Origin of the sequence: Sorangium sp. So ce327 (genome assembly GCF_051530205.1) — a bacterium.
Lineage (GTDB): Bacteria > Myxococcota_A > Polyangia > Polyangiales > Polyangiaceae > Sorangium > Sorangium cellulosum_B.
In genome coordinates this window covers 3,760,700-3,784,342 of sequence record NZ_CP150330.1, presented here as the reverse complement: position 1 = coordinate 3,784,342, position 23,643 = coordinate 3,760,700, and the positions used below count along the sequence as shown (strand labels likewise).

Below are 23,643 nucleotides of genomic sequence, written 5' to 3'. Positions count from 1 at the left end.
GGATGGAGCTCCTTTTCATCATCATGCAAGGGCGCGCCGGTCAGCGACGCTTGGAGCGGCGGGGGCCGTCGGGCACGAGCACGTAACGGCTCGACGACGGCTCGGGCTGCCGGAGGAGCTCGGCTCGGAGCAGCGCCTCCGCGAGCCGCGCCTCGATGACCTCGTCCGTGACGCCTGGCTCGAGGGTCACCACCGCGGCCTGGATGTCGCGCGCCAGGGCGTCGAACTCCGCGCTGTCGAAGGCGTAGATGTCGTCGGGGAACAGGAGCGCGAGCGGCTTCCGCTCCACCGCCGTGTTCGTCAGCGCCGCCAGGTCGCTCTCGACGATGAGCATGACGCGAGCGCGCAGGCACATCCCCCTGCAGCGCGCCGCCAGCGCCTCGGCCGAGCCGACGAGCAGGACCGATCGAGGCGCGTTGACCGCCTTGGTGGCCTCGTCGTCCCCGTGCTCCTGAGTCATTCCCTGAAGAGTACGTGAACGAGCGGATGAAGCCATCCCTCTTGCGCCGCTCACGCCATCACCGTGAACGTCAAGCAGCCGGTCGGGGCAAGGCGAGCCGAGCCGCCGCGGCCCAGGCGCGCTACTCCCTGCAGCGAGCCGCCGCGGCGAGCGCGAGGACGAGGGCGCTCGACGCGAGCAGGGCGGCGCTCGCGGGCTGCCCGAGCCCGAGCGGCGACGGGCCGCCGAGGAGGTTGACGGCGTTGCCCCGGGGCAACAGTGCGCCGATCACCCCGGCCGAGCCACCGAGCAGGAGATCGGCCGCGAGCGGCACGAAGCGGCCGAGGCCGCGCCGGAAAAAGGTCGCACCGAGCGAGAACCAGCCAGCGTAGGCGGCTCCGGTGAGCGCGCCGATCCACCCACTGACGAGCATGTCTCGGACGAATGGCGCAGCGCCGGGACCATGGGCGGCGGCGACGACGACGACGGCGAGCAGCGCTCCCACGAGGGCGGAAGCGAGGGCCGTGGCCAGGGCGATGCCGAGCGCGACATGGTGGGACGAGGCGCCGAAGCGGGCCACCGGCCAGGCCGCGTCGCGCAGCGTGGTGCGATCGGCGGCGTCGGCGGCCAGGGCGAAGATCGTGAGCGGCGTGGCGAGGCGGAACGTGGAGAGCAGCGCCCGGTCCACGGCCCCGGAAGACCCGAACGCGATCTCGATGACCGCTGCCGCGACCGCGAGCGCGGCGCCGAGCCCGAACGCCAGCAGCGGACGCCGCGCGCGGAGGCGGCTCAGGGTCATCTCCATCCCGAGGCGGACGCCCGTCAGCGCGCGCCCACCCCGCTCGGCCCCCCCTTCCGCGGGAGGAAGCGGCCGCGCCGCGGCGCTCGATGCGCTCTCACCCACCATCGTGGCGTCCTGTCTCCGCGGCGTGCGGCGAACCGTCGGCCCCCGCCGGGTCGGCCCCGATCCGTCCGCCGGCAGCGGCATCGCCGTGCGCCGACAGCGGCACACCAGCGGGCGGGGACGGGCCGTCCGACGGCCGGCTGAGCGGCGCTGCCTGGAAGAGCGGCGCCGGTGCGTCGAACGCCGCCACCGCAAACGGCCCCTCAGGCGCGCCCGGCAGCGGGGCAGCATCCTCGACCGCAGGTGCGCCGAAGGGCCGGCGCGAGCGAACGGCGGCCAGGTGCAGCGCGGTCGCCGCCCGCACGTCGTGCATCGACGGGGGCGGCGAGGAGATCGCGATGAGCGTGACGTCCTCCCTCGCGGCCGCATCCAGGATCGCGAGCGCGGCCGCCTCCCTGTCCGCGGCCCGGATCCGCAGCGTCGACGACGCCTCCGCCGGCCCCTGCTCCCACGCGCCCGCGCGCACGGCGGGAGCGCTCGCGAGCGCCGCGGCGAGCGCGCGAGCGCCGGGCGCGTCGGGCGCCCGCTCGTGGACGAGCACGTGGATCTCGACCTCGGGCCGCCCAGCGCCCGGCGGGGTCGCGCCCGGCGGGGCCGCGGCGAGGCGGTCGCCGGCGCCGGGCTCGGTGCGCGCGATGACGCCGCGATCGAGCACGTGGATGCGATCGGCAAGGGCGCTCGCGTCGGCGGTCGAGGACGTGACGAGCACGACGCAGGCGCCAGCTGCAGCCAGGGCGCGCAGGCGCTCTCGGACCGGCTCCGGAGACGGCACGGCGACGTCGGCGAACGGCTCGACGAGGCAGAGCAGGAGCGGCCGCGGCACCCCGAGGGCGAGCGACAGCTCGACCGCCCGGGCCTCGGAGAAGCTCAGCGAGGCCGTGCTGCGGGCGAGGAGCGGCGCGACGCCGAGCGGCTCGAGGAGCGCCGCGGCGCCGCTCGCGGGCGCGCCGCGGGCCCGGAGCGCGACCGACATGAACGACGCCACCGACGCGCCGTCGGGAAGCTCCGGGGTGGCGGCCAGGACGCCGATCTGCGCCCGCGTCGCCGCGCTCCGGCACGGGTCGCGCCCCGCCACGAGGACGCGACCAGCGAGGGGGGCTGCGCGGCCTGCGAGCACCTCCGCGAGGGCGAGCGTCCCGTCCTCCGGGGCGCCGAGCACCGCGTGCACGCCCGAGCCGAGGGCCAAGGACAGGCCCGAGAGGCCCCCCCGAGGGCGCCCCTCTTCGCCGGCGCCGTCCCGCGCGCGCACGCCCTCGAGCACCACGACAGGAGCGCCCGGGCTCATCCTGCAGGGCCTCCCGCCGAGCGGGCCGCGAAGGAGAGGAACGCGCCGAGCGCTCCCGGGATCGACCACCTCGAGTCGCCGGCGAGATCGGCGAGCCCCCAGGGGACGAGGGTCAGCACCAGGAACAGGGCGCGCCCTCGCGCCCCGGCGACGCGGCCGCTCGCCGCCGCGAGGCCGCCGAGCGTCACACCGGAGACCGCGCCGAACAGGGCGAGCGCCGCGCCGTACGCGAGGTGCTGGAGGCCGAGCAGCAGCGAGCCGGAGAGGAGCGCCGCGAGCACCGAGAGCGCGGCGAGCGGGAGCGCGACGACGCGCGCGACCTCGAGCATCGCGGCGAGGCTGCGCACGCCGTGGAGCGAGGCCCGCGAGATCCCGCGCGCGGCGGCGAGCGCCTCGACGCCGTCGCGGCGATCGGCCCCCGGGCGATCGTGCGCCGCGGCGAGGGCGATGGGGCCGGCGGCCGCCCACGCGAGCCCGCGCGCCGCGGACCCGAGCAGCGCGTCCAGCGAGGTCGTCCCGTCGTCCAGCCCGAGCACGAGCGCCATGACGCCGCACCCGAGCGAGATGAGCGCCGCCATGGCGAGGCCGAGCCGCCCGCCGCGCGCGCCGCGGAGCCGCGCGCAGCCGAGCGCGACGGCTGCGCGCAGCGAGCGCCGCGCGGCCGCGCGCCGCCGCGCGGGATCGTCCGGGCGCTTGCTCGGCGCGTCGCGCGGTTCGGGGTCGTGCGGGCGGGTCATCGGAGGAGCGTGCGGACGGCGCGGCGGCGACGCGCGCTGCTAGCGCTGCCCTTCCAGGCGCCCGGGCGCAAGGTGAATGTGCCGCGGGCCGGAGCGCGCCGCCGGAATGTGGTGCCGCCGCGCGCCAGCGCCACCCGTTACGACGGCGTCGCGACAGCGAGCCCCGGCGCGCTCGTCGCGACGCCGAGGGGCCTCAGTCGTACGAGAGCCCGCGGCGGCCCTTGTGCTTGCGCTTGCGCTCCTTGTCGGCGACGCCGATCTTGCCCCACTCGTAGGTGATGCGACGGCGGAAGGCGCCCAGCGCATCGCCGCCGTACAGGAAGAGCTCGCGCGGCGAGTCCGTCTCGCCGATCGTGGGCTCCCAGAGATCCGACGGGACGAACGCGAGCAGCGCCGGCGCGCTCATGCGCATCCGGCTGATGAGGAGCCCGCACGTCGTTCCGTCGCCCGGGCGCGAGCGCTTCGCGCGCTTGGCGCGGCTGCGCGGCGCCCCGTTCACCCCGGCCGGCCGCGCGCAGCCGCCGCCGAGCACGAGCTCCTCGTTGCCCCGGGGGTGCCAGGTCCACATGCGCTCCACGCTGAACGCCCCCTCGGCCGACCCGGCCCGGGACGCGTTGCGCACCTCCTCCGGCGCGAGCGCCGCGAGCTGCGCCGCCGCGCGCGCGTCGACGAGCGGCTCCAGCCGGAGCGGGCGATCGCGCGTCACCTCGAGCACCACCTCGAAGCTGTTCACCTCGCCGGCACAGCAGCGGACGCCGACCTCGGGGCGGCGCGTGTCCGGCTTGACGCCGCGCCCGTGAGCGCATCGCCCCACGAGCTCGCCCGTCGGCCCGTTGCCTCCGCGCAGCGTGACGAGCCCCTGCTTGCCGCTGTCCCGCTGCCACTGGCTCGAGGTCCAGGTCCATACGCCGCCATGGAGATCGTGCACCCCGAACGCGCTCACGCACCCGGCGTTCACCCCGTTGGGCGTCAGGACCCGGCTCTGCCCGGTCGCGCAGACCGGCGCCTTGTACGTGTCGCCGTACTCGTACGTGGTGTTGTCCGGCCCCTTGCAGGCTCGCTCGATCTCGAGCTCCGTGCAGAGGCGCTTGCCCTGCGCCTCGCACAGCGCGCGCGCCTCGTCCTGCGCGATGTTCGTGGTCGGGATCGCGCCGACCTCGTTGGGGTACGAGAAGATGTCGATGTAGAAGCCGTGCATCACGACCTGCGCGCCCGCCATCTCCTCGTCGGCGATGCGCGGCAGCCGGTCCGGCGGCGTGCCCGCGATGAGCACGCCCTTCGGGATCCACGCCATGCCGGGGCGCGGCTCCGGCTCGGTCTGGCTCACGTCCCAGGGAGGGGCGGCGTCGAGATCGGCGTCCGTGCCCTGCGGGGCGCCGCCGCGATCGCAGCCGGGAGAGGCCGCGAGGAGGCCGGCGAGCGAGGCGGCGACGGCGAGGGCCTTCCCCCCCGGCGCGCGGCCCTGTGCGCGGACTGAGCGCTGCTCGCCGAGGCCCACGGGCTCACTCGGCGTCGCGCTCGCGGAGGTTCAGCTCCTTCATCTTGAGCTGGAGCCCCTTGCGCGAGATCTTGAGGAGCCGCGCGGCGTGGGTGACGTTGCCGTGCGTCTGCTTGAGGGCGCGCTCGATGAGGTCGCGCTCGAGCTTGCTCATCGCCGCCTTCACCTGCTCCTTGAGGCCGTCGGGCGTCGAGGGCGCGGCGGAGGTGTCCGCGGCGGCGGCCGCGAGCGGCAGCGTCGCGCCGGGCGACGACGTGGCGCCGCCGCGGATCTCCTCCGGCAGGTCGTCGAGGCGGATGCGCGCGCCGTCGGCGAAGAGCAGCGCCCGCTCGACGACGTTCTCGAGCTCACGGATGTTCCCCGGCCAGGCGTGCGAGGCCAGGCGCTCGAGCGCCTCGGGCTCGATGCTCTCGATGCTCTTCTTGAGGCGCGCGTTGAACTTCGCGACGAAGTGGGTGCAGAGGTGGGGGATATCGCTCCTCCGGTCGCGCAGCGCGGGGAGCGCGATCGGGACGACGTTGAGCCGGTAGAAGAGGTCTTCCCGGAACGTGCCCGCCGCGATCTCCCGCTTGAGGTCGCGGTTGGTGGCGGCGACGAGCCGGACGTCGACGTGGATGGTCTTGATGCCCCCGACCCGCTCGAACTCGCTCTCCTGCAGGACGCGCAGGAGCTTCACCTGCATCTCGTTCGGGATCTCGCCGATCTCGTCGAGGAAGAGCGTCCCGCCGGAGGCGAGCTCGAAGCGCCCCGGCTTGGAGGCGACCGCGCCGGTGAAGGCCCCGCGCTCGTAGCCGAAGAGCTCCGACTCCATGAGGTCCTTCGGGATGGCCGCGCAGTTGACCTTGATGAACGGCCGGTCGCGACGGCTGGAGTTCTCGTGCAGCGCCCGCGCGACGAGCTCCTTCCCGGTGCCGCTCTCGCCGCTGATGAGCACCGTGGTCGGCGTGTCGGCGACCCGCTCGAGGATCGCGTAGAGCTCCTGGATGGGCGGGCTCTCGCCGATGATGCCGAAGCGGTCGGAGCCCCCCCGGGGCTGCGCCGCGGAGACGTCCCGCGTCGCGTCCGCGCTCGCGAGATCGCGGGTGCGGAGCGCCTTCTTCACGACGACGCGCACCTCGTTCTGATCGAACGGCTTCGTGATGTAGTCGAACGCGCCCGTCTTGAGCGCCTCGACGGCGTTGTCGACGGTCCCGTGCGCCGTGAGCAGCACCACGGGCCGCGACGGGTCGTCGCGGAGCGCGGCGCGGAGCAGGTCCATGCCGTCGACCTTGGGCATCCGGAGATCGGTGATGACCAGATCGATGTGGTGCTCCTTCAGGAACGCGAGCCCCTCCTCGCCGTCTTCCGCGGTGTGGACCTCGTAGCCATCCCGGCCGAGCTGGGCGCTGAGGACCCGCCGGAGGTTCGCCTCGTCATCCACGACGAGGATCTGCTTCTTTTCGGGGAGCATCACCGGGCGAGACTAGCAGAACCGGAAACCAAGCAAGCGCCGGGACCGCCCCTCGACGCTCCGGCCGGTCGCCCTCGCGCCGCGCGGGCGCGCCGGCGGCGTTCCCGTCCCGCTCCCCGCGGCCGCCGCCTCGCTCGGCGCTCCCATGCCGTCCCCCGGCTGTCGCTTCGCTCGACGCTCCTGTCCCGCTCCCCTGGCCGCCGCTTCGCTCGGCGCTCGCCACGCCGGTCGGCAGGCCGAACGCATTGCCTCGAGGTCCGTAATAGTTCCTTTTTCTCGCTGCCGGCGAAGCGGATCAGTATGCTGCGGCCACTTCTCGGAGGGCGGCTCGGATGCGTGTGCTTCGGACTTGGCTGGTCGGTCTCGGCGCGGGGATATTCCTCGCCGCGGGGTTGGCCTTAGCAGGAGATCCGGCCATCGAATATCCCGAGTGCTACCGCACGGCGACCCCCGCCGACCTGGAAGGCGCCAAGGGGGCGCACAAGGCCGCCACCCAGTTCTACGAGCGCGCTGACTACGATCGCGCCATCCAGTACTGGAAGGACGCTTACCAGCTCGACTGCTCGGCGCACGGCGTGCTGATCAACATCGCCAACGCCTACGAGAAGAAGGGCGAGCGGGCCGAGGCGGTCACGGCGCTGGAGACCTACCTGGCCCGTACGCCGGACGCGAGCGACGCGCAGACGATCCAGGACAAGATCCAGAACCTCAAGAACGCCCTCCGGCCGGCGCCGAGCGCCAGCGCCAGCGCGTCCGCGTCGGCGCCGGCGGTGCTCCCGACGGCCCCCACCGCCTCGGCGATCCCGGAGCGCCCCAAGGAGGAGCCTCCGCCGCAGCCTCCTTACGGCTATTCGCCGTGGGTCGCGACGGGCGCTGGGGTCGTCACGCTGCTGGTCGGCGGGATCTTGACCTCGAGCGGCTTCGCGGACATCGGCGCCGCCGAGGACCGTTGCCCGTCGCGCAAGGGCTGCACGGAAAAGGTGGCCGAGCGGGGCAATCAGGGGCGCACGCACGCGACGGTCGGCGGCGTGCTGCTCGGGTTGGGCGCCGCCGGCGTCGCCGGTGGCCTCATCTGGGAGCTCGGGTTCAACCAGCCCTGGCCCAGCAAGCTCCAGCTGACCCCGGTCGCTGGACCGGGCGCGGCCGGGCTCGGCATGGCCGGCCGCTTCTGAGGGCCTGCTTCCTGGCCACCCGCTGCCTTTCGCCGGGCGCGACGGCGACGTCGTCGGGCGCCCCGGCCGCACGGGACGGCGGGGCGGCAGAGGCTGGCAAGCGAGCGCCGCCTCGCGAGCGAGCGCTCACCGGCGCATCGTCTACTCTCCTGTCGTGCGTCTCAGCTCCTACGCCTGCTCGCCCCTGACACGGCGCCGCCTGCACAGGATCGCGCTCCCCTGCGCGCTGCTCGCCGCGCTCACGGGTACGATGACGGCTGTGCTCGCCCATGGCGACGCCCCTGCGCCCGCGATCTCACGGGTCGGCCGTCTGCTCGTGCCCACGGCCGTCGCGGCGCCCGCGGATTCCTCGGCGCCACCCAGCGTCGCGATCCTCGCGACGCCTCCGGGGGCGGCCCGGACCACGCTCCACATCGCGCCGATCGGCGGAGCCAAGGCCGGTCCCGCGCTCGCCACGCTCCGGCACCTGAGCGACGCCGTGGTCCGCGCCCGCGTCGTCCCGCGAACGCGGCTCGTGGTCGCGACCGCCGAGACGAGCCCGTCCAGCGACCGCTCGTTCAACGCGAGCCTCTTCCGGATCCAGCCGGGCGCAGAGCCCGTCGCGCTCTGCGACGGCGTGGTCCACGCGAGCCGCCCGCTCGTCACCGCCGACGGGCGCGTCTTCGTCTCGCGCGGCGTCGCCGGCCCGGAGCCGCAGCCCGACAACGAGCCCGCGCAGCTCCGGATCGACGCGCTCACCATCGACGAGGTCGACCTCGCCACCGGCGCGATCCGCACCGTGCACCGACACACCGGCCACCTCGCCTTCCTCGCCGGCGCGTGGAACGGCGAGCTCGTCCTCTACCGCGTCTCCCCGGCGTCGGCCGACATCGTCCTCGTGGACCCCGACTCCGGCGCGACGCGGGTGATCGCCCCGTCGATCCCGCCGTTCGCGCGCGATTTCTCGATCGACGCCGCGGCGGGCGCGCTCGTGTTCCAGGAGCGGCACGAGACCGACCCCGGCCTGTGGGTCATCGATCGGCTCGATCTCGCCCGGGGCAAGCGCACCCGGCTCGAGGCGAGCGCGAGCCACGCCCTCGCCCCGTACGCCTGGCCGGGCGGCGGGATCGCGTACACGCCCGAGCGCGCCACCGGCTTGTTCGTCGTCGGCGCGCGCGCCGCGGTCCGCAGCCCGCTCGGCCCCGGCATCGACGTCATCCAGGCCGTCTCGCAGGACGCGGCGTGGGTGGCGGCGCTGCACGCGAAGCCGTCCGCGTTCGCCGTCCCCTTCGCGATCCGGGTGGAGAGCGGCGAGGTCGCCGCGATCCCTGCGCCACCCGGAGCGCGCATCGCGGTCGCCGGCTTCACCGCCGCGAAGGAGGAGCCGTGACGGGCCGCCTTCTCCTGGTCCCGGCGGCGCTCTCCGCGGCCGCGCTGGTCGCGCCGGCCGCGCGCGGCGCGTACTGCCCCTGCTTCACCGCGTCGAGCGCGTACAACGATCGCGGCTGCGCGATCGAGGCCGTGCCCGGGATCAACCCCTCCGTCGCGGAGTGGAACGCCATCTTCGACCGCGTCTCGCGGGGCCCCGAGGCCTGGGGCGACGCCGGACCGCCGGCCTTCAACCTCGGTCAGGGCTGCGATCTGCCCGAGGCGCGGCGCGACGTTCCCGCCACGTTCCCCTGCGAGCTGCTCAAGGCGATCGCCATGCAGGAGTCGGGGTGGCAGCAGTTCTGCGCGCCGGACCGGCCCATGGATCAGGCGGGGGAGAGCTCGCGGACGATCATCTCCTTCGACTGCGGCTACGGCGCCTCGCAGATCACGAGCGGCATGCGGCGCGGCGACAGCCCGGATTTCGATCCGCGCCGCGTGGCCGCGGAGCCGACCTACAACGCGGCCACCGGCACCCAGATCCTGGCCTCGAAGTGGAGGGCCACGCGCTGCGTCGGCGACCGGCAACCCGCGTTCATCGAGCACTGGTACAGCGCCGTCTGGGCCTACAACGGGCTCGCGTACGTCAACAACCCGAACAACCCCAACTACGACGCGGGGCGCGGCGTCTACGACCCGGCGATCGGCGGCGCCGCTCCGTACCAGGAGCGGGTGTTCGGCTGGATGGAGCACACCGGGGGGCGCTGGGAGAGGACAGAGGCCGCCTACCCTGACCTCGGCGAGATCGGCGGCACAGGCGCGCCGCCCGCGCTCTCGGATCCCCGCTGCGCGTCGCCGACGGACTGCACGCGCAAACGTCCCCTCCATCTCACGCGCTGCGCGGACGAAGGCGGCGAGACGGGCGGCGGCGGCGCAGGCGGCGATGGCGGCGCTGGCAGCGGAGGCGGAAAAGACGGGAGCGGCGGTGAAGGCGGCGGCACGGGCGGCCGCGGCGGGACGGGCGGCCGCGGCGGCGCAGGCGGGAACGGCGGCGACGCCGGAGACGCCGGCGGCGCGCCCATCACGACCGCAGGCCACGGAGGCGCTGGAGGCCCGCTGGGCAACGACGACGACCATGACGACGAGACGACGGTCGGCATCTACGGCCGATGCTCCTGCGACGCGCCCGGGAACGGCGCAGCCGCGGGTGCGGCGTCCTGGCTCTCGCTCTGCGCCGGGGCGCTCGCGGTCGCATCGCGCCGGAGGCTTCCGAGGCGACGCCGCGCCGACTAACCTCGCCATCCATGCCTCCTCCGCTGGGATCCGACGAGCACATCGCGGCGTGGGCTGCCCGGCGCGGCCTCGCCTTCACCGCGCGCCCTGACGAGGCCTGGTTCCGCCGCTGGGAGCCCTACGACACGATCGCGCCGCCCTCCGCGTACCTCTTCGCGTGCACCTGGACGGCGAACCCCGGGCACGCGGTGATCGCCGAGCCCTGGTACGCCGAGGGCGAAGCCGAGCCCCTCGAGCGGACGCTGCTCGGCTTCGCGGCGCACCCGGCGCTCCAGCGCCGCGCCTCGATGCGTGTCGGCGAGCATTTCCTGACGCGCGTCGCCTTCATCGAGAGCGCTCCCCCGCCCCGGGTCACCCTCGACGATGCGCTTTGGGACGCCCACGTGACGACCTTCGCCACCTCCCAGCGCGAGGCCGCAGGCGCGTTCCATCCGCGCCTGCGCAAGCTCCTCGCCCGCCGCGGTTTCCAGGGGCACATCGAGCGCCGCCCTGGCGGCCTCGTGGTCCACTGCGCCGGCCTGCGGCCCATCCCGGAGCACTACGAGCGGCTGCTCGGGGTCGTGCGCGAGCTCGTCAACGCGGCGATCCCCAGCGCCTGAGCGCGCACGAACGCGGCGGTCGCGACGCCCGCGAGCCCTCGCAGGGGCGGGGCCGGCCAGGCCCGCTGGCCAGCCCTGTCGACGCGTCCGCGGCGCCGTTCTAGGCTCACCGACCATGGCCAAGGTCCTGGTCGTCGAGGATGAGCCGGCCATCGCCGAGTCGATCGCCTACTTCCTGCGCCGCGACGGGTTCGCGGCCACCGTCGCCACCACGCTCGCGGCCGCGGAGCGGGAGATCGACAACGCCGACCTCATCATCCTCGATCTCATGCTCCCCGACGGCAGCGGCTTCGACCTGATCGGGCAGGCCCGGCGGAGCGCGGCGCGCGCCGCGATCATCGTCCTGTCGAGCCGCGACAGCGAGGCCGACCGCGTCGCCGCGCTCGAGACCGGCGCCGACGACTACGTGACCAAGCCGTTCTCCCCCCGGGAGATCGTGGCGCGGGTGCGGGCCGTCCTGCGCCGCGCCGCGCGGCCCTCGCCGTCCGCCGGCGCGCCGGCGCCGCTGCCGCTCGTCGTCGACGAGGCCACGCGGCGCGCGTACGTGAGCGGCCAGAAGGTCGACCTCACCCGCGTCGAGTTCGATCTGCTCGCCTGCATGCTCGCCGCGCCGGGCAGGGTCTTCACGCGCGCGCAGCTCATCGATCGCGTCTGGGGCGACGGGTTCGCGATCACCGACCGGACCATCGACTCGCACGTGAAGGGGCTCCGCAAGAAGGTCGTCGAGGCCGGCGGCGACGCCGACCTCATCGAGACGGTGCGCGGCGTCGGCTACCGCGTCGCGGACAAGCCGGGCCCCGCGGAAGGCGGAGGCTGACGGGTGCTGCGCCTCGTCGTCACCGCGGCGGCGGCGGTCTCGCTCATCCTGCTCGTCGCGTTGTTCGCCTCCCGCCTCGTCCGCGCCCGGACGGCGGGGATGAGCATCCGGATGCAGATCTTCATCGCGCTCGGCGGCATCGTCGGCGCGTTCGCGTTCGGGCTCGGGCTGCTCGTCATCGATCGCATCGAGGCGCGCGCGACCCTGCTCGCCGAGGGCAGCGCGCGCGACGAGGCAGCCGCGTTCGCCGCCGTGGCCGCGATGGAGATGGAGGTGCGCGGCGTCGATCTCGCGGCGGTGCGCGCGCTCGACGGCGAGGCCGAGGGCCCGACCGCCCAGAGCATCGCGCTGCTCGATCCCGAGGGCCGCGTGCTCCGGGCGCGCGGCGCCTCGCCGGGCGAGCCCGGGACCGTCTTCGTGACCGCGCCCATCCAGGTCCGCGGCCAGCGCGTCGGCAGCGTGCAGGTCGTGAAGCCGACCATCGTGGTGCAGCGGATGGTCGCCGACTTCGCCCCGCCGATCCTCGTGCTCAGCACGGTGCTCGGCGCCGCGGCGGCGATCTCGTCGTTCCTGATCGGCCGCACCATCGCGACGCCGATCGAGGCGCTCACCGAGTTCGCGGTGCGCGTGAGCGAGGGCGAGGTGCGCGCGGCGACGCCGCCGGCGCAGGGCCGCGAGGTCCAGCGGCTGACGCGCGCCATCGACTCGATGCGGCGCCAGATCGAGGGCCGCCCCTTCGTCGAGACCTTCGCCGCGGATCTCTCGCACGAGCTCAAGAACCCCGTCGCCGCGATCCGCGCGAGCGCCGAGGTGCTCTCCGAGGGCGCGCTCGAAGACGCCGAGGAGGCCGCCCGCTTCGTCGCGCGCATCCGCGAGGCGACCACGCGGATCGAGGCGCTCCTCGGGGAGCTGCTGTCGCTCGCGCGCCTCGAGGCGCGCGGCGTGGAGCACGCCGCGGTGGTCGACCTGGTCGCGATCGCAGAGGCCGCCGCGGCGCGGGCGCGAGAGCGCGGCAGCCGCGTCGAGCTCGACGCGCCGAGCTCGGCGACGGTGCGCGGCGACGAGCAGTGGCTCTCGCGCGCCCTCGACAACCTGCTCGACAACGCGCGCACGCACGGCGACGCCGCGGCCCCCGTCCAGATCGCCGTGTCTCGCATGGGCGGACAGGTCGCGATCTCGATCCGCAACCGCGGCGAGATCGGGCGGCACGTCGCGGGCCGCCTTTTCCGCCGTTTCGTGACGACCCGCGCCGACCGGGGCGGCACCGGCCTGGGCCTCGCGATCGTCAAGGCGATCGCCGAGGCCCACAGCGGCTCGGCCGAATGCACCCACCGCGGGCCGCCCGAGGTCGAGTTCAAGCTCTCGCTGCCGGGGGCCTGATCCTGTGAAAGGATGAGCTCTCTCGCCATGCCGCCCCGGCGACCCTCTTGGTTTCCGGGAGGTTTCCTCGGTTTGACAGCGCACTGGATCGGTGGTGCGAAGGCGCGGCGGCGGTCTTCGGCGAGCGGGCTGGAGAGCTCGCGCACCCGTCAGCGAGCAGAGCGTCTTGAGCTCTCCCGCGCCATCCTCCACAGAACCTCCACAATCGCATCACCGTCGGCCCCCCCACCGCGCCCATGCTCGGCGCAGAGTCTTTCGTCGTCCCCACCCAGGAAAGCCCATGACGTCCAGCAATCTCCCCAAGCACGTCGCGATCATCCTCGATGGCAATGGCCGCTGGGCGGCGGCGCGGGGGCTCCCCCGCATGCAGGGGCACCAGCACGGAGCGCAGGCCGTGCGCCTCTCGGTGCGTGCTTGCCGCGATCGCGGCATCCCGTACCTCACGCTCTACGCGTTCAGCGTGGCGAACTGGTCGAGGCCCAAGGACGAGATCGACGCGCTGATGCGCATCTGCCAGGAGTTCGCCGAGGGGGAGCACGACGAGCTGATCCGTCGAGGGATCGCGGTCCAGGTGGTCGGCGACCTCGAGGACATCCCGACGCCGACGCGGCGCGCGATGGAGAAGCTCGTGGAGGACACCGCCGGGGGCACCGAGATGACCCTGGCGCTCGCGCTGAGCTACGGCGGTCGCCGCGACATGGCGAACGCCATGCGCGCGCTCGCGGTCCGCGCGCGGGCCGGGCTGGTCATCCCGGAGGAGATCAACGAGAAGTCGCTCCGGAACTTCCTGACGACCAGCTCGATGCCGGATCCCGATCTCATCATCCGCACCGGCGGCGAGAAGCGCCTCAGCGACTTCCTGCTCTTCGAGGCCGCGTACGCGGAGCTGTTCTTCACCGACACGCTCTGGCCCGATTTCACCGAGGCGACCTTCGACGAGGCGGTCGCGACCTACTGCCGGCGACAGCGGCGTTACGGCCGGACCGGCGAGCAGGTCCGCCGCCTGGCCGCGTCGACCTGAGCGGACCTCGCCGGGGCGCTCCCCGCGCCCACGGCACCGGTGATGCCTGTAACGCTCGCAACGCTTGTAACGCTCGATTCCGCGTCCGCGATGCAGTACGAGAGATGCGCTTGTCGTCCAAGCGCCCGTAGCTCAGCTGGATAGAGCAGCGGCCTTCTAAGCCGCGGGTCGCAGGTTCGAATCCTGCCGGGCGTGCCCAACGTCCTCGGAGCGTCGCTTGACGGTGCTGCCCGGCGCGGACCACCATGTCCCTGACGCCATGGACAAGAGGGTCGTGCTCGTGCTGGGCGGTCTGGTGCTGGGCGCGGCCGTCGCGCTCGCGGCGGGGCGGGTGCGCGCCCAGGGGCTCACGCCGAGCGTCCCCCCACCGCGGTGGGATCAGGACTGCGAGCAGGCGCACGGCGTGGACGAGGCGCGCGCCATCGCGAAGGCGCGGGGCGAGGGCGGCTGGGAGCTCGTGGCGCTCGACGCCGGCGTGATGTGCTTCAAGCGACCGGTCCCGGCGCCTCCGAAGCCGGCAGACCCCTGGCCGGGCTACTGACGCACCGCCGCTCCCCTGCCCGCCGTTCGAGGCGGAGGAGCGCGCATGGCGGCGCAGCGACGGCCCTTCTCGGCCCGCGCGCTGCGTGTCAGCGTTCGGCATGATCGAACTCGGCGATCGGCGCTATGCGCTGCCCGCGCGCAAGACGGTGGTGTTCTGCGTCGACGGGTGCGGGCCGGAGTACCTCGACCAGGCGCTCGCGGACGGGCTGATGCCGCGGCTCGCGGGCACGCTCGCCGCCGGCGGCCTGTACGTGCGCGGTCGAGGCCAGGTCCCGAGCTTCACGAACCCGAACAACGTGTCGATCGTCACCGGCCAGCCGGCGCGCGTGCACGGCATCTCGGGCAACTATTACCTCGACGCCGCCACGGGGGAGGAGGTGCCGATGAACGATCCTCGGTTCCTGCGCGTCCCGACGCTCTTCGAGAAGATGGAGCAGGCGGGCGTCAGGACCCTCTGCGTCACGGCCAAGGACAAGCTCCGCGCGCTCCTCGGCGCCTGCCGCGAGGGGGGCCCTCGCCCGATCTCGCTGTCGGCGGAGAAGGCGCACGAGCAGGCGATCCCGGAGCACGGGATCGGCTCGATCACCGCCGCGGTAGGCCGCGAGAACCCGTCGATCTACGACTGGGACATCTCCCACTACGCCATGGAGATGGGCCTCGCGCTGCACGAGCGGCTCTCGGCCACGCTGCTCTACGTGTCGCTGACCGACTACGTGCAGCACAAGGAGCCGCCGCGCGGGCCGATGTCCGATCGGTTCTACGCCCGCTTCGACGCCCTCTTCGGCGAGTACCTCGACGCCGGCTTCGTCTGCGGCATCACCGCGGATCACGGCATGAACGACAAGACCGCGTCGGACGGCTCGCCGAACGTGCGCTACCTGGACGACGCGCTGCGCGAGGCCGGCCTCTCGGGCTTCCGCGTGCTCCTGCCGATCACCGACCCGTACGTCGTGCACCACGGCGCGCTCGGGTCGTACGCGACCGTGTACCTCGGCGCGCCGGACGACGGCGCGCGCGCCGCGCAGGTCCTCGATCGGCTCCCGGGCGTGGAGCTCGTCCTGACCCGGGAGGAGGCCGCGCGGCGCTTCGCGCTGCCGCCGGATCGGATCGGCGACCTCGTGGTCCTCGGCGATCGGAGCACGGTGCTCGGCAAGAGCGCGGCCTACCACGACCTCTCCGCCGTGCAGCGCGGGCTCAGGTCCCACGGCGGCCTGCACGAGGCGGAGGTGCCGATCCTCGCGAGCCACCCGCTCCGGCCCGGGGAGCGCGCCTGGCTCCTCGGCGCGGAAGCGGCCAAGGCGGACGCGGGCGCCGCGCACGGCCGGCCGAGCGCGCTGTCGAACGCGGACGTCTTCGATCTGGTGCTCAACCGACTCTCGACCGCCATGGCCTAGCGCCGACGATCGAGCGCCTGAAGGGGGGACAGGGATGGGCTCGATGCTCTCAATCGATCGACCAGCGTTCCATTTTCCGTGCCTGATCGGGGGAAGACCGGTGAGCCGGGACGAGGTCATCCTCGTGCGCTACCCGTTCACGGGCGAGGTGATCGGCAGCGTGCCGAGGCTCGACGAGGGGGCGGTGCTGGAGGCGCTCGCGAGCGTGTCCTCCGGCCCGCCGCGGCTCTCTCGCCACGAGCGCAGCGAGATCCTGCTCCGCGCCGCGGCGCACATCGAGGCGCAGGCGGGGGCGGTGGCGCGGCTCATCACGTGGGAGAGCGGGCTCTGCCTCAAGGACACGGCCTACGAGGTGCGGCGCGCGCTCGACGTGCTCCGCTTCTCCGCGTACGAGGCGCTCCGCGACGACGGCCAGTGCCTCGCGTTCGACATCTCGGCGAACGGCAAGCCCCGGCGGGGGTACACGCTGCGCGAGCCGCTCCGCCTGGTGACGGCGATCACCCCGTTCAACCACCCGCTCAACCAGGTCGCCCACAAGGTCGCGCCGAGCGTCGCGAGCGGCAGCTCCATGGTGCTCAAGCCGTCGGAGAAGACGCCCCTCTCCGCGATCTACCTCGCGTCGGTGCTGCACGAGTCGGGGCTGCCGCCGGGCATGCTCAGCGTCGTGACCGGCGATCCGGCGGAGATCGGGCGCGCGCTCGTGACCCACCCCGCCGTGGAGCTCGTGAGCTTCACCGGCGGGGTCGAGATCGGCAAGCGCATCGCCGGCCTGCTCGGCTACCGGCGCGCGGTGCTCGAGCTCGGCGGCAACGACCCGCTCATCGTGCTCGACGACGCGGATCTCGACGAGGCCGTGCGGCTCGCGGCGTACGGCTGTTACAGGAACTCGGGGCAGCGCTGCACGGCGGTGAAGCGGCTCATCGTGAGCGAGCGCGTCGCCGACGAGCTCGCCGGCCGCCTCGCCGCCGCGTCGGCGCAGATCAAGGTGGGCGATCCGCTCGATCCGGCGACGGACATGGGGACGGTGATCTCCGAGGCCGCGGCGCGGCAGCTCGAGGCCGCGGCCGAGGACACGCTCGCGCGCGGCGCCCGGCTGCTGTTCGGGAACGAGCGCCGCGGGGCCCTGTACGGCCCCACCGTGATGGATCATGTCCCGCGGGACGCCCCCTCCGTGCAGCACGAGACCTTCGGCCCGCACGCGCCCATCCTGCGGGTGAGGGACATCGACGAGGCGATCGCCGTGGCGAACGGGACGAGCTACGGCCTCTCCGCCGGCGTCTGCACGAACGACCTGCGGCGCGTCCACAGGCTCGTGCGGGAGCTCCGCTGCGGCACGGTGAACGTGCGCGAGGTGCCGGGGTACCGGTCCGAGCTGTCGCCGTTCGGGGGGATCAAGGACAGCGGCATCGGGGTCAAGGAGGGCGTCGTCGAGGCGATGAAGGCGATGACCAACGTGAAGCTCTACACGGTCCCCTGGGAGTGAGGGGGCGCCGGCGCTTCCCCGTACCGCCTCGGCGCGCGCCGTTGTAAGCGGATCGGCATGAGCGGAGAGCCCCTATCGGAGCGAGAGTTCGACGACGTGGCCGATCGGTCGCTGCGCGCGCTGGATCGAGCGATCAACGAGATCCCCGACGGCGTCGAGGCCGACCTGCAGAGCGGCATCCTCACCCTGGAGTTCGAGGACGGCATCAAGCACGTCGTCAACAGCCACCGCGCGGCGCGGCAGATCTGGATGGCCGCCGAGCGGGCCGCGTGGCACTTCGACTACCGGCCGTCCGAGGACCGCTGGGTGGCCCAGAAGTCGGGCGAAGAGCTCTGGAGCACGCTCGAGGCCGTGCTGTCCCGGAAGCTCGGCCGCGCCGTGAAGCTCGCTCGCTGAGCCGCGCGGCCCGCGGGGCGAGGTGCATCACAGGGCGAAGCGGACGCCGAGCCCTCCGAGCAGGCCGGTCACGGAGGCGCCGACCCGGAGGTCGAAGGCGACGCGGTCCCACGGGCGAAGGGCGAGCCCGATTTCGGGCAGGACGAGCCACGGATAGACGAGCGGCCGCAGGCCTTGAGGCCGCCCCTTGGGACGGGTGAACCAGCTCGGCTCGACGTAGCCAGGGTAGTGATCCGCGTCGTAATCGAGCTGGTTGCAGTACCGGAAGCTCCCGACCGGGTTGTTGGGTCCGCGGCATTTCACATAGCGGTACGGGTCCCCCGGCACGAACGAGCCCGGGTCGCCGGGCACCGCGTCGCCGGGATATGCCTGGGTCCGGTAGAGGTCGCCCATGAACGTCCAGCCCACGCCAAGGCCGGCCCCGACGCGGAAGGCGAACAGCTCGTCCCGATCGAGCGGGATGTTCCAGACCAGTCGGACGCCCGCCTGGAGCGCCTGGAGATCGCTCTCGACGATCTCGTAGTCGGTGTCCGGGTGTCCCTTCGGCTTGAACGGCGTCTCGTCCATCCAGAAGCGCGCGTAGGCGACCGAGAACACGAGATCGAACCGCCGCCCGAGCCGCGTGGACAGCGAGATGTCTCCGCCGGGGACGAGGACGTCCCGCCCCCCTTCTCCGAGGAGCCCGAACATGAGCTGAGGGATGAAGAAGCCCTGGAAGCCTGCGCCGAGCCACACGTCGCGCTGCCTGCGCGGGCTGGGCGGCGTGGGCTCGGGCATCTCGACGGCGGGCTTCGGCCTCTCGTCGGGGCCCGTCGCGACGCGCGGCGTGTCCTCGGCCGGCTTCTCGGCGGCGCGAGGCGGCTTCTTCGCGACAGGCTTCTCGGCGGCGCGAGGCGGCTTCTTCTCCGGCGGCCTCTTCGCGACAGGCTTCTTCGGCGGCTTCTTCTCCGGCGGCTTCTTCGCGACAGGCTTCTTCGGCGGCTTCTTCTCCGGCGGCTTCTTCGCGACAGGCTTCTCCGGCGGCTTCTTCTCCGGCGGCTTCTCCGCGACAGGCTTCTCCGGCGGCTTCTTCCCCCCGGGCTTCGGCTTGAGGCGGAGCTTGATCTCGCGCCGCTGCTTCTCCTTCAGCGTGACCTTCTGCGACGTCTCCTCGTGGCCCTCGGCCCTGACGACGATCACCAGCACCTCGCCCGGATCGAACCGGTGCGGCGCCGACGGCTCGCTGATCACCTCGCCGTCGATCTCGACCACCAGCCCCTCGTACGGCTCCGCCGGCGTGACGACGAGCGTCGGGATGCGCACATCGAGCTGAGCTGCCTTCTTCTTGGCCGATGTGATGGCCGCGACATCCCGCGCGTTGTAGCCGGGCGCCTTCTTCTCGCTCGCGACCTTGTGATAGATGTCGCTGGCCTTCAGCAGATCGCCCTGCTTGACGTAGCAGTCGGCGAGCGGAACCGCCGAGCTCGGGCGATGCCGCTGGCTCTCGGCGGACTCGAGCAGCGGGATCGCCCGCTTGCAGAAGCCGCCTCTGGCTGCGTTCATGCCCTGGTTCGCCTCCTTGTCGCCGGGTCCGGCGAACACCGGAGGGGCGAGCAGCACAGCCAGGAGGCCGAAGAGAGAAGCGATCGAAAGACGCAAGAGGCGCTCAGTCTACCACTGCCCCCGCGAGGCGCGCGGGACGGACGGGGCGCTGCGACGCTACGACCGCGGATGTCGCGAACGGCGCGGCCCGAGGTAAGGAACAGCGCCAGGGATCGCCCACATTGGCCCCTGCGTTGCCTGGCGGCTGGCTCGACGGAGCGAGCGGGGCCTGAACCGCCCACCGTCCGGGCAGATACCGCAGACCCCGGCGAAAGCGCGGGATCTCGTCAGGGCCCAAGAGCGCTCCCCGGCGCGCCGAGCGCCGCAGACGAAAAGCTCGACGGATTCCGCTTTACACCTTCGACGCTGGCCGAGAGCCCCTGTAAGCTCCCCCGGAATGGCTTCCGGCGCAGGTATCGAAGGACCGCACGGGCTGGGCGAGAGCACCAGCGCAGAGGGATCGGGCGGCGGTGTTTTGTCCGGGCCCGTGCGACGCACATTGAAGGCAGGCGAGATCCCGAACACGCTGATCGAGTGCACGCACTCGGTCGAGTGCGCGGGCTGTCCGCTCATCGCGGGTGATTACGCGGAGCAGCTCGGCACCAAGCGTGCTCGGGTCGTGTCCGCAGCCGCGCACTACCCATCGCTCGGGCTGCTCCAGACGAGCTCGGTCATCCCGGCCGATCCGATCACCGGCTATCGCGGTCGAGCGAAGCTCATCGTCGCCCCCTCCGGCGCGATCGGGCTGTACGGCCGCACGGGACATCACGAGGTCGTCGACATCCCGGGCTGCCGGGTCCTCACCCCGGCCCTCGCCGCGGTCACCTCGCGGCTGCGCGAGCTGATCGCGTCGCCGCCGCCGGAGGTCCGGCCGCTGCTCCTCCCGTACGACCCGGCGAGGGGCGGCGTGCTCCGCGCCCTCGATCTGCGCGAGGTCCACCTCGCGCCCGGGACGCCGCTCTTCGCGGAGGTGGGAGCGACAGAGGACAACCCGGCGTTCGTGCTTGTCACGTTCGTCCTGCAGCGCGAGCGCGCGTGCACGCGCGACGAGCTGCGGGAGGCCGGCCGCGCCATCCGCCCGATGCTCCCGCGCGTCATCGGCGTCGCGGCGAACTTCCACGACGCGGAGGCGCCGCAGATCCTCGGGCCCGAGACGATCGTGCTCGACGGCACCGCGCACGCGGAGGACCGGATCGGGCAGACCTACCACATCGCCGCGTTCGGCTCGTTCGTGCAGGCGCACCGCGCGCAGGCCGCGCGCGTGCACGCCCTCCTGCTCCGCGAGATCGCGTCGCTCGAGAACGACGGGCCCGTCATCGAGGGGGAAGCCGCGCTCGGCCCCGCCTCCCGGCGCAAGGAGCCGCCGCGCATCCTCGATCTGTACGGCGGCTCGGGCGCGATCTCGCTCGCCCTCGCGCAGGGCGGCAACCGGGTCCTGATGGTCGAGTCCTTCGCGCCCGCGGCGGCGAACGCCCGCGCCGCGGCCGAGGCCCAGGGCCTCAGCCAGCGCGTGGAGGTGCGCACCGGCGACGTCGCGGAGATCGTCAGCTCCCTCGTCAACAGCTCGGAGAAGTTCGACGGCATCGTGGTGAACCCGCCGCGCCGCGGCGTCTCCCCGACGGCGCGCGAGGCGATCGCGCGCCTCGGCGCGCCGCTGCTCGTCTACGTCTCGTGTGATCCCGACACGCTCGCGCGCGACCTCGATCACTTCTGCCGCCTCGGGTACTCGTCGACGGAGCTCACGCCGCTCGACATGATCCCGCTCACGGAGGAGATCGAGACGATCGCCGCCCTCCGCCGGACGCCCCCGCCCGCGCCGAAGGTCATCTACGACGACGACGGCGTGCTGGTCGTCGAGAAGGGCCCCCACGAGCCGGTGGCCACGCAGCCGGAGTACCTCGGCTCGCTGCTCGCCCGGTGCGCCCGCATCCCGGGCAGCACGACGACGCCCATCATCGTGCACCCGCTGGATCCGGGCACGAGCGGCCTGGTCATGCTCGCGCGGAGCGAGGAGGCGGCCGCGCGCTGGGGCGAGGCGCTCGCGAAGACGGGGCGCCTCATCTACCTCGCCGCGGCCAAGGGCGTCACGCCGGGCAAGGGCGCGATCACCCGCGATCTCCGCGAAGGGACGCGCACCTACACGGCGCGCACGCGGTACCGCCGCCTCGCGGTCGCCTCGGGCCACTCGATCCTCCGCGTCATCCCGGACGGCGGGCGCACGCACCAGATCCGGCGGCACCTCGCTGCGATCGGGCACCCGATCCTCGGCGACGAGCGCTACGGTCACGTGCCCACGAACCGGTATTTCGAGGAGAAGCACGGGCTCGATCGCTCGTTCGTGCACCTCGTGCGCATCGAGATCGAGCACCCCCGCACCGGGGTGAAGATGATCATCGAGTCGACGCTGCCCGGCGATCTGCGCTCCGCGCTGGAGCGCTCGACCGGCCCCTCGGTCCTGCGCTTCCTCGAGCAGAAGCACGCCCTCGGCGAGCAGCGCGCCGTGCCCGTTCTGACGACCGCGAGCGACGAGCCCGCGCCGAGCAGCAGGATGATCCCGCTCCGCCCCGAGGACGCGGAGTCCGCGCCTCCTCCCTCCATCCGCAGCCCCGGGCCCATCTCGATCCGCGTCCCAGATCTGGACGAATCGCCCCGGACCATGCGGCACCCCATCATCTCGACCGGCGACGAGGACTGAGCGGCGCGCGCGCGCGCCGTGTGGATCGGCCACCCCGGCGAGGCGGGTCCGCTCCTGTGCCCGCCCCGCCCACCTTGGTGCGATGCGCTGCGAGCGGATCTGGTAGGCTTACCGGCCGCATGTCCACGTTTCCAGAAGACCGCCCTCGCATCCTCGTCGTGGACGACGAGAAGGTGATCCGCGACATGCTGGCCGACTTCCTCGGCATGGAGGGCTACTACGTCCGCACGGCGGAGGACGGCTCCAGCGCGCTGAACGAGCTCACGAAGGGTCACTACGATCTCGTGATCAGCGATCTCAAGATGCCGCGCATGGGCGGCATCGCGCTGCTGGACGAGATCGGCAAGACGGCGCCGAACGCGCTCACGGTCATCATGACGGGCTTCGGCACCGTCGAGACCGCGATCGACGCGATGAAGCGCGGCGCCTACGACTACGTGCTCAAGCCGTTCAAGCTGGACGAGGTGGTGCACGTCGTCCAGCGCGGGATCGAGAAGCAACGGATGGCCGCCGAGAACATCCGGCTGCGCGAGGCGGTGTCGCTCTACAAGGTGAGCGAGGCCATCGCGGCCAGCCTCTCGCTCGACCAGGTGCTGGAGACCGTCGCGGACAGCTGCCTCCACGAGGTGTGCGGCGATCTCATCTCGACCTGGCTCGACGACGGCGAGGGCGGCTTCTTCGAGCGCCAGCACCTCCGCGGCCCGTCCATGCCGGCGGGCGCCGACCTCGGGCGGCTCGACCCCGCGCTCGTGCTCGAGCACTTCCGCCCCGACGCGCAGCTGCTCGAGCAGGGAATGAAGGGGCTCAGGTTCTTCGCGGCGGAGCCGGCGCTCCCGCTCCAGTCGCTCGTCGCCGTGCCGCTCCGCATCCAGAAGCGGTTCATGGGCTTCCTCGCCGTCGCGTCGTTCACGCGGACGAGGCGCTTCGACGAGGGGCAGCGCAAGCTGCTCAGCATCATCGGCTCGCGCGCCGCCGCGGCGATCGAGAACGCGCGCCTTTACCAGGATCTCCAGGCGACGTTCCAGCAGACGATCGAGGGCCTCGCCAAGGCGATCGACAAGATGGACCGCTACACCTCGGGCCACTCGGATCGGGTCGCCGTCTACGCCGTGCTGCTGGCGCAGCGGCTCGGCCTCGGCCCGCACGAGATCGAGATCGTCCGGCAGAGCGCGCTCATGCACGACATCGGCAAGATCGGGTGCGTGCTCAACCTGAACAAGCCGGGCAAGCTCACGAACGACGAGTACGAGGTGTTCAAGCGGCACCCCGCCTACGGGCGCGACATCCTCGACCCGATCAAGTTCCTGCACCCGCTCATCCCCGGTGTGCACCTGCACCACGAGCGCTGGGACGGGCGCGGCTACCCGCTCCGGATGCGGGGCAACGAGATCCCGATCATCGCGCGCATCATCTCCGTGGCCGACACGTACGACGCCATGACGAGCGACCGCTCGTACCGCCGCGCGCTCCCCCACGAGGTCGCGGTGACCGAGATCGAGCGGTGCTCGGGCTCGCAGTTCGACCCCGAGGTCGCGGCCACCTTCACGACGCACATCGAGGCCTACCGCGAGGAGCGGCGGGCGCGGGGCGAGAAGGTCCCGGAGTAGCC

20 protein-coding genes and 1 tRNA gene are annotated in these 23,643 nt (G+C 73.2%); 14 read left to right on the top strand and 7 right to left on the bottom strand.

Features of this window, described 5'->3' with window-relative positions; all coding sequences use genetic code 11:
* Window positions 1-40: 40 nt before the first annotated feature.
* From WME95_RS14360 to WME95_RS14335, 6 genes are all read right to left on the bottom strand, one after another.
* Window positions 41-460 carry a hypothetical protein gene (locus WME95_RS14360; RefSeq protein ID WP_437552393.1) on the bottom strand — a complete coding sequence of 140 codons (420 nt, stop codon included), beginning with the start codon at window positions 458-460 and terminating at the stop codon, window positions 41-43.
* A 121-nt stretch (window positions 461-581) separates the two neighbouring features.
* Window positions 582-1,346, bottom strand: a complete 765-nt coding sequence (locus WME95_RS14355; RefSeq protein WP_437908953.1) for a hypothetical protein — start codon at window positions 1,344-1,346, stop codon at window positions 582-584.
* A complete protein-coding gene (locus WME95_RS14350; protein ID WP_437908952.1) occupies window positions 1,336-2,628 on the bottom strand; it encodes an ABC transporter ATP-binding protein in 1,293 nt (430 codons plus the stop codon). Before WME95_RS14350 ends, WME95_RS14355 begins: the two co-directional genes overlap by 11 nt.
* Window positions 2,625-3,365, bottom strand: a complete 741-nt coding sequence (locus WME95_RS14345; protein ID WP_437908951.1) for a hypothetical protein — start codon at window positions 3,363-3,365, stop codon at window positions 2,625-2,627. Before WME95_RS14345 ends, WME95_RS14350 begins: the two co-directional genes overlap by 4 nt.
* Window positions 3,366-3,558: 193 nt before the next feature.
* The gene (locus WME95_RS14340; RefSeq protein WP_437552387.1) at window positions 3,559-4,863 is read right to left on the bottom strand and encodes a formylglycine-generating enzyme family protein; all 1,305 of its coding nucleotides are present in this window, start codon (window positions 4,861-4,863) and stop codon (window positions 3,559-3,561) included.
* 4 nt (window positions 4,864-4,867) lie between these two features.
* The gene (locus WME95_RS14335) at window positions 4,868-6,313 is read right to left on the bottom strand and encodes a sigma-54-dependent transcriptional regulator (RefSeq protein ID WP_437910984.1); all 1,446 of its coding nucleotides are present in this window, start codon (window positions 6,311-6,313) and stop codon (window positions 4,868-4,870) included.
* A 392-nt stretch (window positions 6,314-6,705) separates the two neighbouring features.
* Between WME95_RS14335 and WME95_RS14330 the strand changes: the two genes are divergently transcribed.
* From WME95_RS14330 to cyaY, 12 genes are all read left to right on the top strand, one after another.
* Window positions 6,706-7,485, top strand: coding sequence for a tetratricopeptide repeat protein (locus WME95_RS14330; protein WP_437908950.1), 780 nt, complete (start codon window positions 6,706-6,708; stop codon window positions 7,483-7,485).
* A 154-nt stretch (window positions 7,486-7,639) separates the two neighbouring features.
* A complete protein-coding gene (locus tag WME95_RS14325) occupies window positions 7,640-8,854 on the top strand; it encodes a hypothetical protein (RefSeq protein WP_437908949.1) in 1,215 nt (404 codons plus the stop codon).
* Window positions 8,851-10,125 (top strand): hypothetical protein, encoded by a 1,275-nt coding sequence (locus WME95_RS14320; protein ID WP_437908948.1) that lies wholly within the window; start codon window positions 8,851-8,853, stop codon window positions 10,123-10,125. Before WME95_RS14325 ends, WME95_RS14320 begins: the two co-directional genes overlap by 4 nt.
* Window positions 10,126-10,136: 11 nt before the next feature.
* Complete coding sequence (locus tag WME95_RS14315) at window positions 10,137-10,724, top strand: hypothetical protein (RefSeq protein ID WP_437908947.1); 588 nt, start codon at window positions 10,137-10,139, stop codon at window positions 10,722-10,724.
* A 115-nt stretch (window positions 10,725-10,839) separates the two neighbouring features.
* Window positions 10,840-11,541: a winged helix-turn-helix domain-containing protein gene (locus WME95_RS14310; protein WP_437552381.1), complete on the top strand. Its 702-nt coding sequence runs from the start codon at window positions 10,840-10,842 to the stop codon at window positions 11,539-11,541.
* 3 nt (window positions 11,542-11,544) lie between these two features.
* Window positions 11,545-12,921, top strand: a complete 1,377-nt coding sequence (locus WME95_RS14305; protein WP_437908946.1) for a histidine kinase dimerization/phospho-acceptor domain-containing protein — start codon at window positions 11,545-11,547, stop codon at window positions 12,919-12,921.
* 280 nt (window positions 12,922-13,201) lie between these two features.
* Window positions 13,202-13,942 carry a polyprenyl diphosphate synthase gene (gene uppS / locus WME95_RS14300; protein ID WP_437552379.1) on the top strand — a complete coding sequence of 247 codons (741 nt, stop codon included), beginning with the start codon at window positions 13,202-13,204 and terminating at the stop codon, window positions 13,940-13,942.
* Between the two features lie 121 nt (window positions 13,943-14,063).
* A tRNA-Arg gene (locus WME95_RS14295) sits at window positions 14,064-14,137 on the top strand.
* 28 nt (window positions 14,138-14,165) lie between these two features.
* Window positions 14,166-14,483, top strand: a complete 318-nt coding sequence (locus WME95_RS14290) for a hypothetical protein (RefSeq protein ID WP_437910983.1) — start codon at window positions 14,166-14,168, stop codon at window positions 14,481-14,483.
* Window positions 14,484-14,583: 100 nt separating this feature from the next.
* Window positions 14,584-15,879, top strand: a complete 1,296-nt coding sequence (gene phnA, locus WME95_RS14285; protein WP_437908945.1) for a phosphonoacetate hydrolase — start codon at window positions 14,584-14,586, stop codon at window positions 15,877-15,879.
* Between the two features lie 43 nt (window positions 15,880-15,922).
* A complete protein-coding gene (phnY, locus tag WME95_RS14280) occupies window positions 15,923-17,362 on the top strand; it encodes a phosphonoacetaldehyde dehydrogenase (RefSeq protein WP_437908944.1) in 1,440 nt (479 codons plus the stop codon).
* Between the two features lie 57 nt (window positions 17,363-17,419).
* The gene (cyaY, locus tag WME95_RS14275; protein WP_437908943.1) at window positions 17,420-17,758 is read left to right on the top strand and encodes an iron donor protein CyaY; all 339 of its coding nucleotides are present in this window, start codon (window positions 17,420-17,422) and stop codon (window positions 17,756-17,758) included.
* Window positions 17,759-17,785: 27 nt separating this feature from the next.
* Here the strand turns inward: cyaY and WME95_RS14270 are convergent, their stop codons facing one another.
* Window positions 17,786-19,396 carry a hypothetical protein gene (locus WME95_RS14270; RefSeq protein WP_437908942.1) on the bottom strand — a complete coding sequence of 537 codons (1,611 nt, stop codon included), beginning with the start codon at window positions 19,394-19,396 and terminating at the stop codon, window positions 17,786-17,788.
* A 430-nt stretch (window positions 19,397-19,826) separates the two neighbouring features.
* Between WME95_RS14270 and WME95_RS14265 the strand changes: the two genes are divergently transcribed.
* Both WME95_RS14265 and WME95_RS14260 read left to right on the top strand, forming a co-directional pair.
* Window positions 19,827-22,034, top strand: coding sequence for a pseudouridine synthase (locus tag WME95_RS14265; protein ID WP_437908941.1), 2,208 nt, complete (start codon window positions 19,827-19,829; stop codon window positions 22,032-22,034).
* A 119-nt stretch (window positions 22,035-22,153) separates the two neighbouring features.
* On the top strand, window positions 22,154-23,641 hold the full coding sequence (locus WME95_RS14260) for an HD domain-containing phosphohydrolase (RefSeq protein WP_437908940.1): 1,488 nt from the start codon (window positions 22,154-22,156) through the stop codon (window positions 23,639-23,641).
* The last annotated feature ends 2 nt before the right edge of the window (window positions 23,642-23,643 follow it).

Bases quoted from the DNA above. Each gene is read 5' to 3' on its own strand.
- WME95_RS14315 (WP_437908947.1), top strand. From the start codon at position 10,137: ATGCCTCCTCCGCTGGGATCCGACGAGCACATCGCGGCGTGGGCTGCC.
- uppS (WP_437552379.1), top strand. From the start codon at position 13,202: ATGACGTCCAGCAATCTCCCCAAGCACGTCGCGATCATCCTCGATGGC.
- WME95_RS14350 (WP_437908952.1), bottom strand. From the start codon at position 2,628: ATGAGCCCGGGCGCTCCTGTCGTGGTGCTCGAGGGCGTGCGCGCGCGG.
- WME95_RS14260 (WP_437908940.1), top strand. From the start codon at position 22,154: ATGTCCACGTTTCCAGAAGACCGCCCTCGCATCCTCGTCGTGGACGAC.
- WME95_RS14335 (WP_437910984.1), bottom strand. From the start codon at position 6,313: ATGCTCCCCGAAAAGAAGCAGATCCTCGTCGTGGATGACGAGGCGAAC.
- WME95_RS14360 (WP_437552393.1), bottom strand. From the start codon at position 460: ATGACTCAGGAGCACGGGGACGACGAGGCCACCAAGGCGGTCAACGCG.
- WME95_RS14355 (WP_437908953.1), bottom strand. From the start codon at position 1,346: ATGGTGGGTGAGAGCGCATCGAGCGCCGCGGCGCGGCCGCTTCCTCCC.
- cyaY (WP_437908943.1), top strand. From the start codon at position 17,420: ATGAGCGGAGAGCCCCTATCGGAGCGAGAGTTCGACGACGTGGCCGAT.
- phnY (WP_437908944.1), top strand. From the start codon at position 15,923: ATGCTCTCAATCGATCGACCAGCGTTCCATTTTCCGTGCCTGATCGGG.
- phnA (WP_437908945.1), top strand. From the start codon at position 14,584: ATGATCGAACTCGGCGATCGGCGCTATGCGCTGCCCGCGCGCAAGACG.
- WME95_RS14310 (WP_437552381.1), top strand. From the start codon at position 10,840: ATGGCCAAGGTCCTGGTCGTCGAGGATGAGCCGGCCATCGCCGAGTCG.
- WME95_RS14345 (WP_437908951.1), bottom strand. From the start codon at position 3,365: ATGACCCGCCCGCACGACCCCGAACCGCGCGACGCGCCGAGCAAGCGC.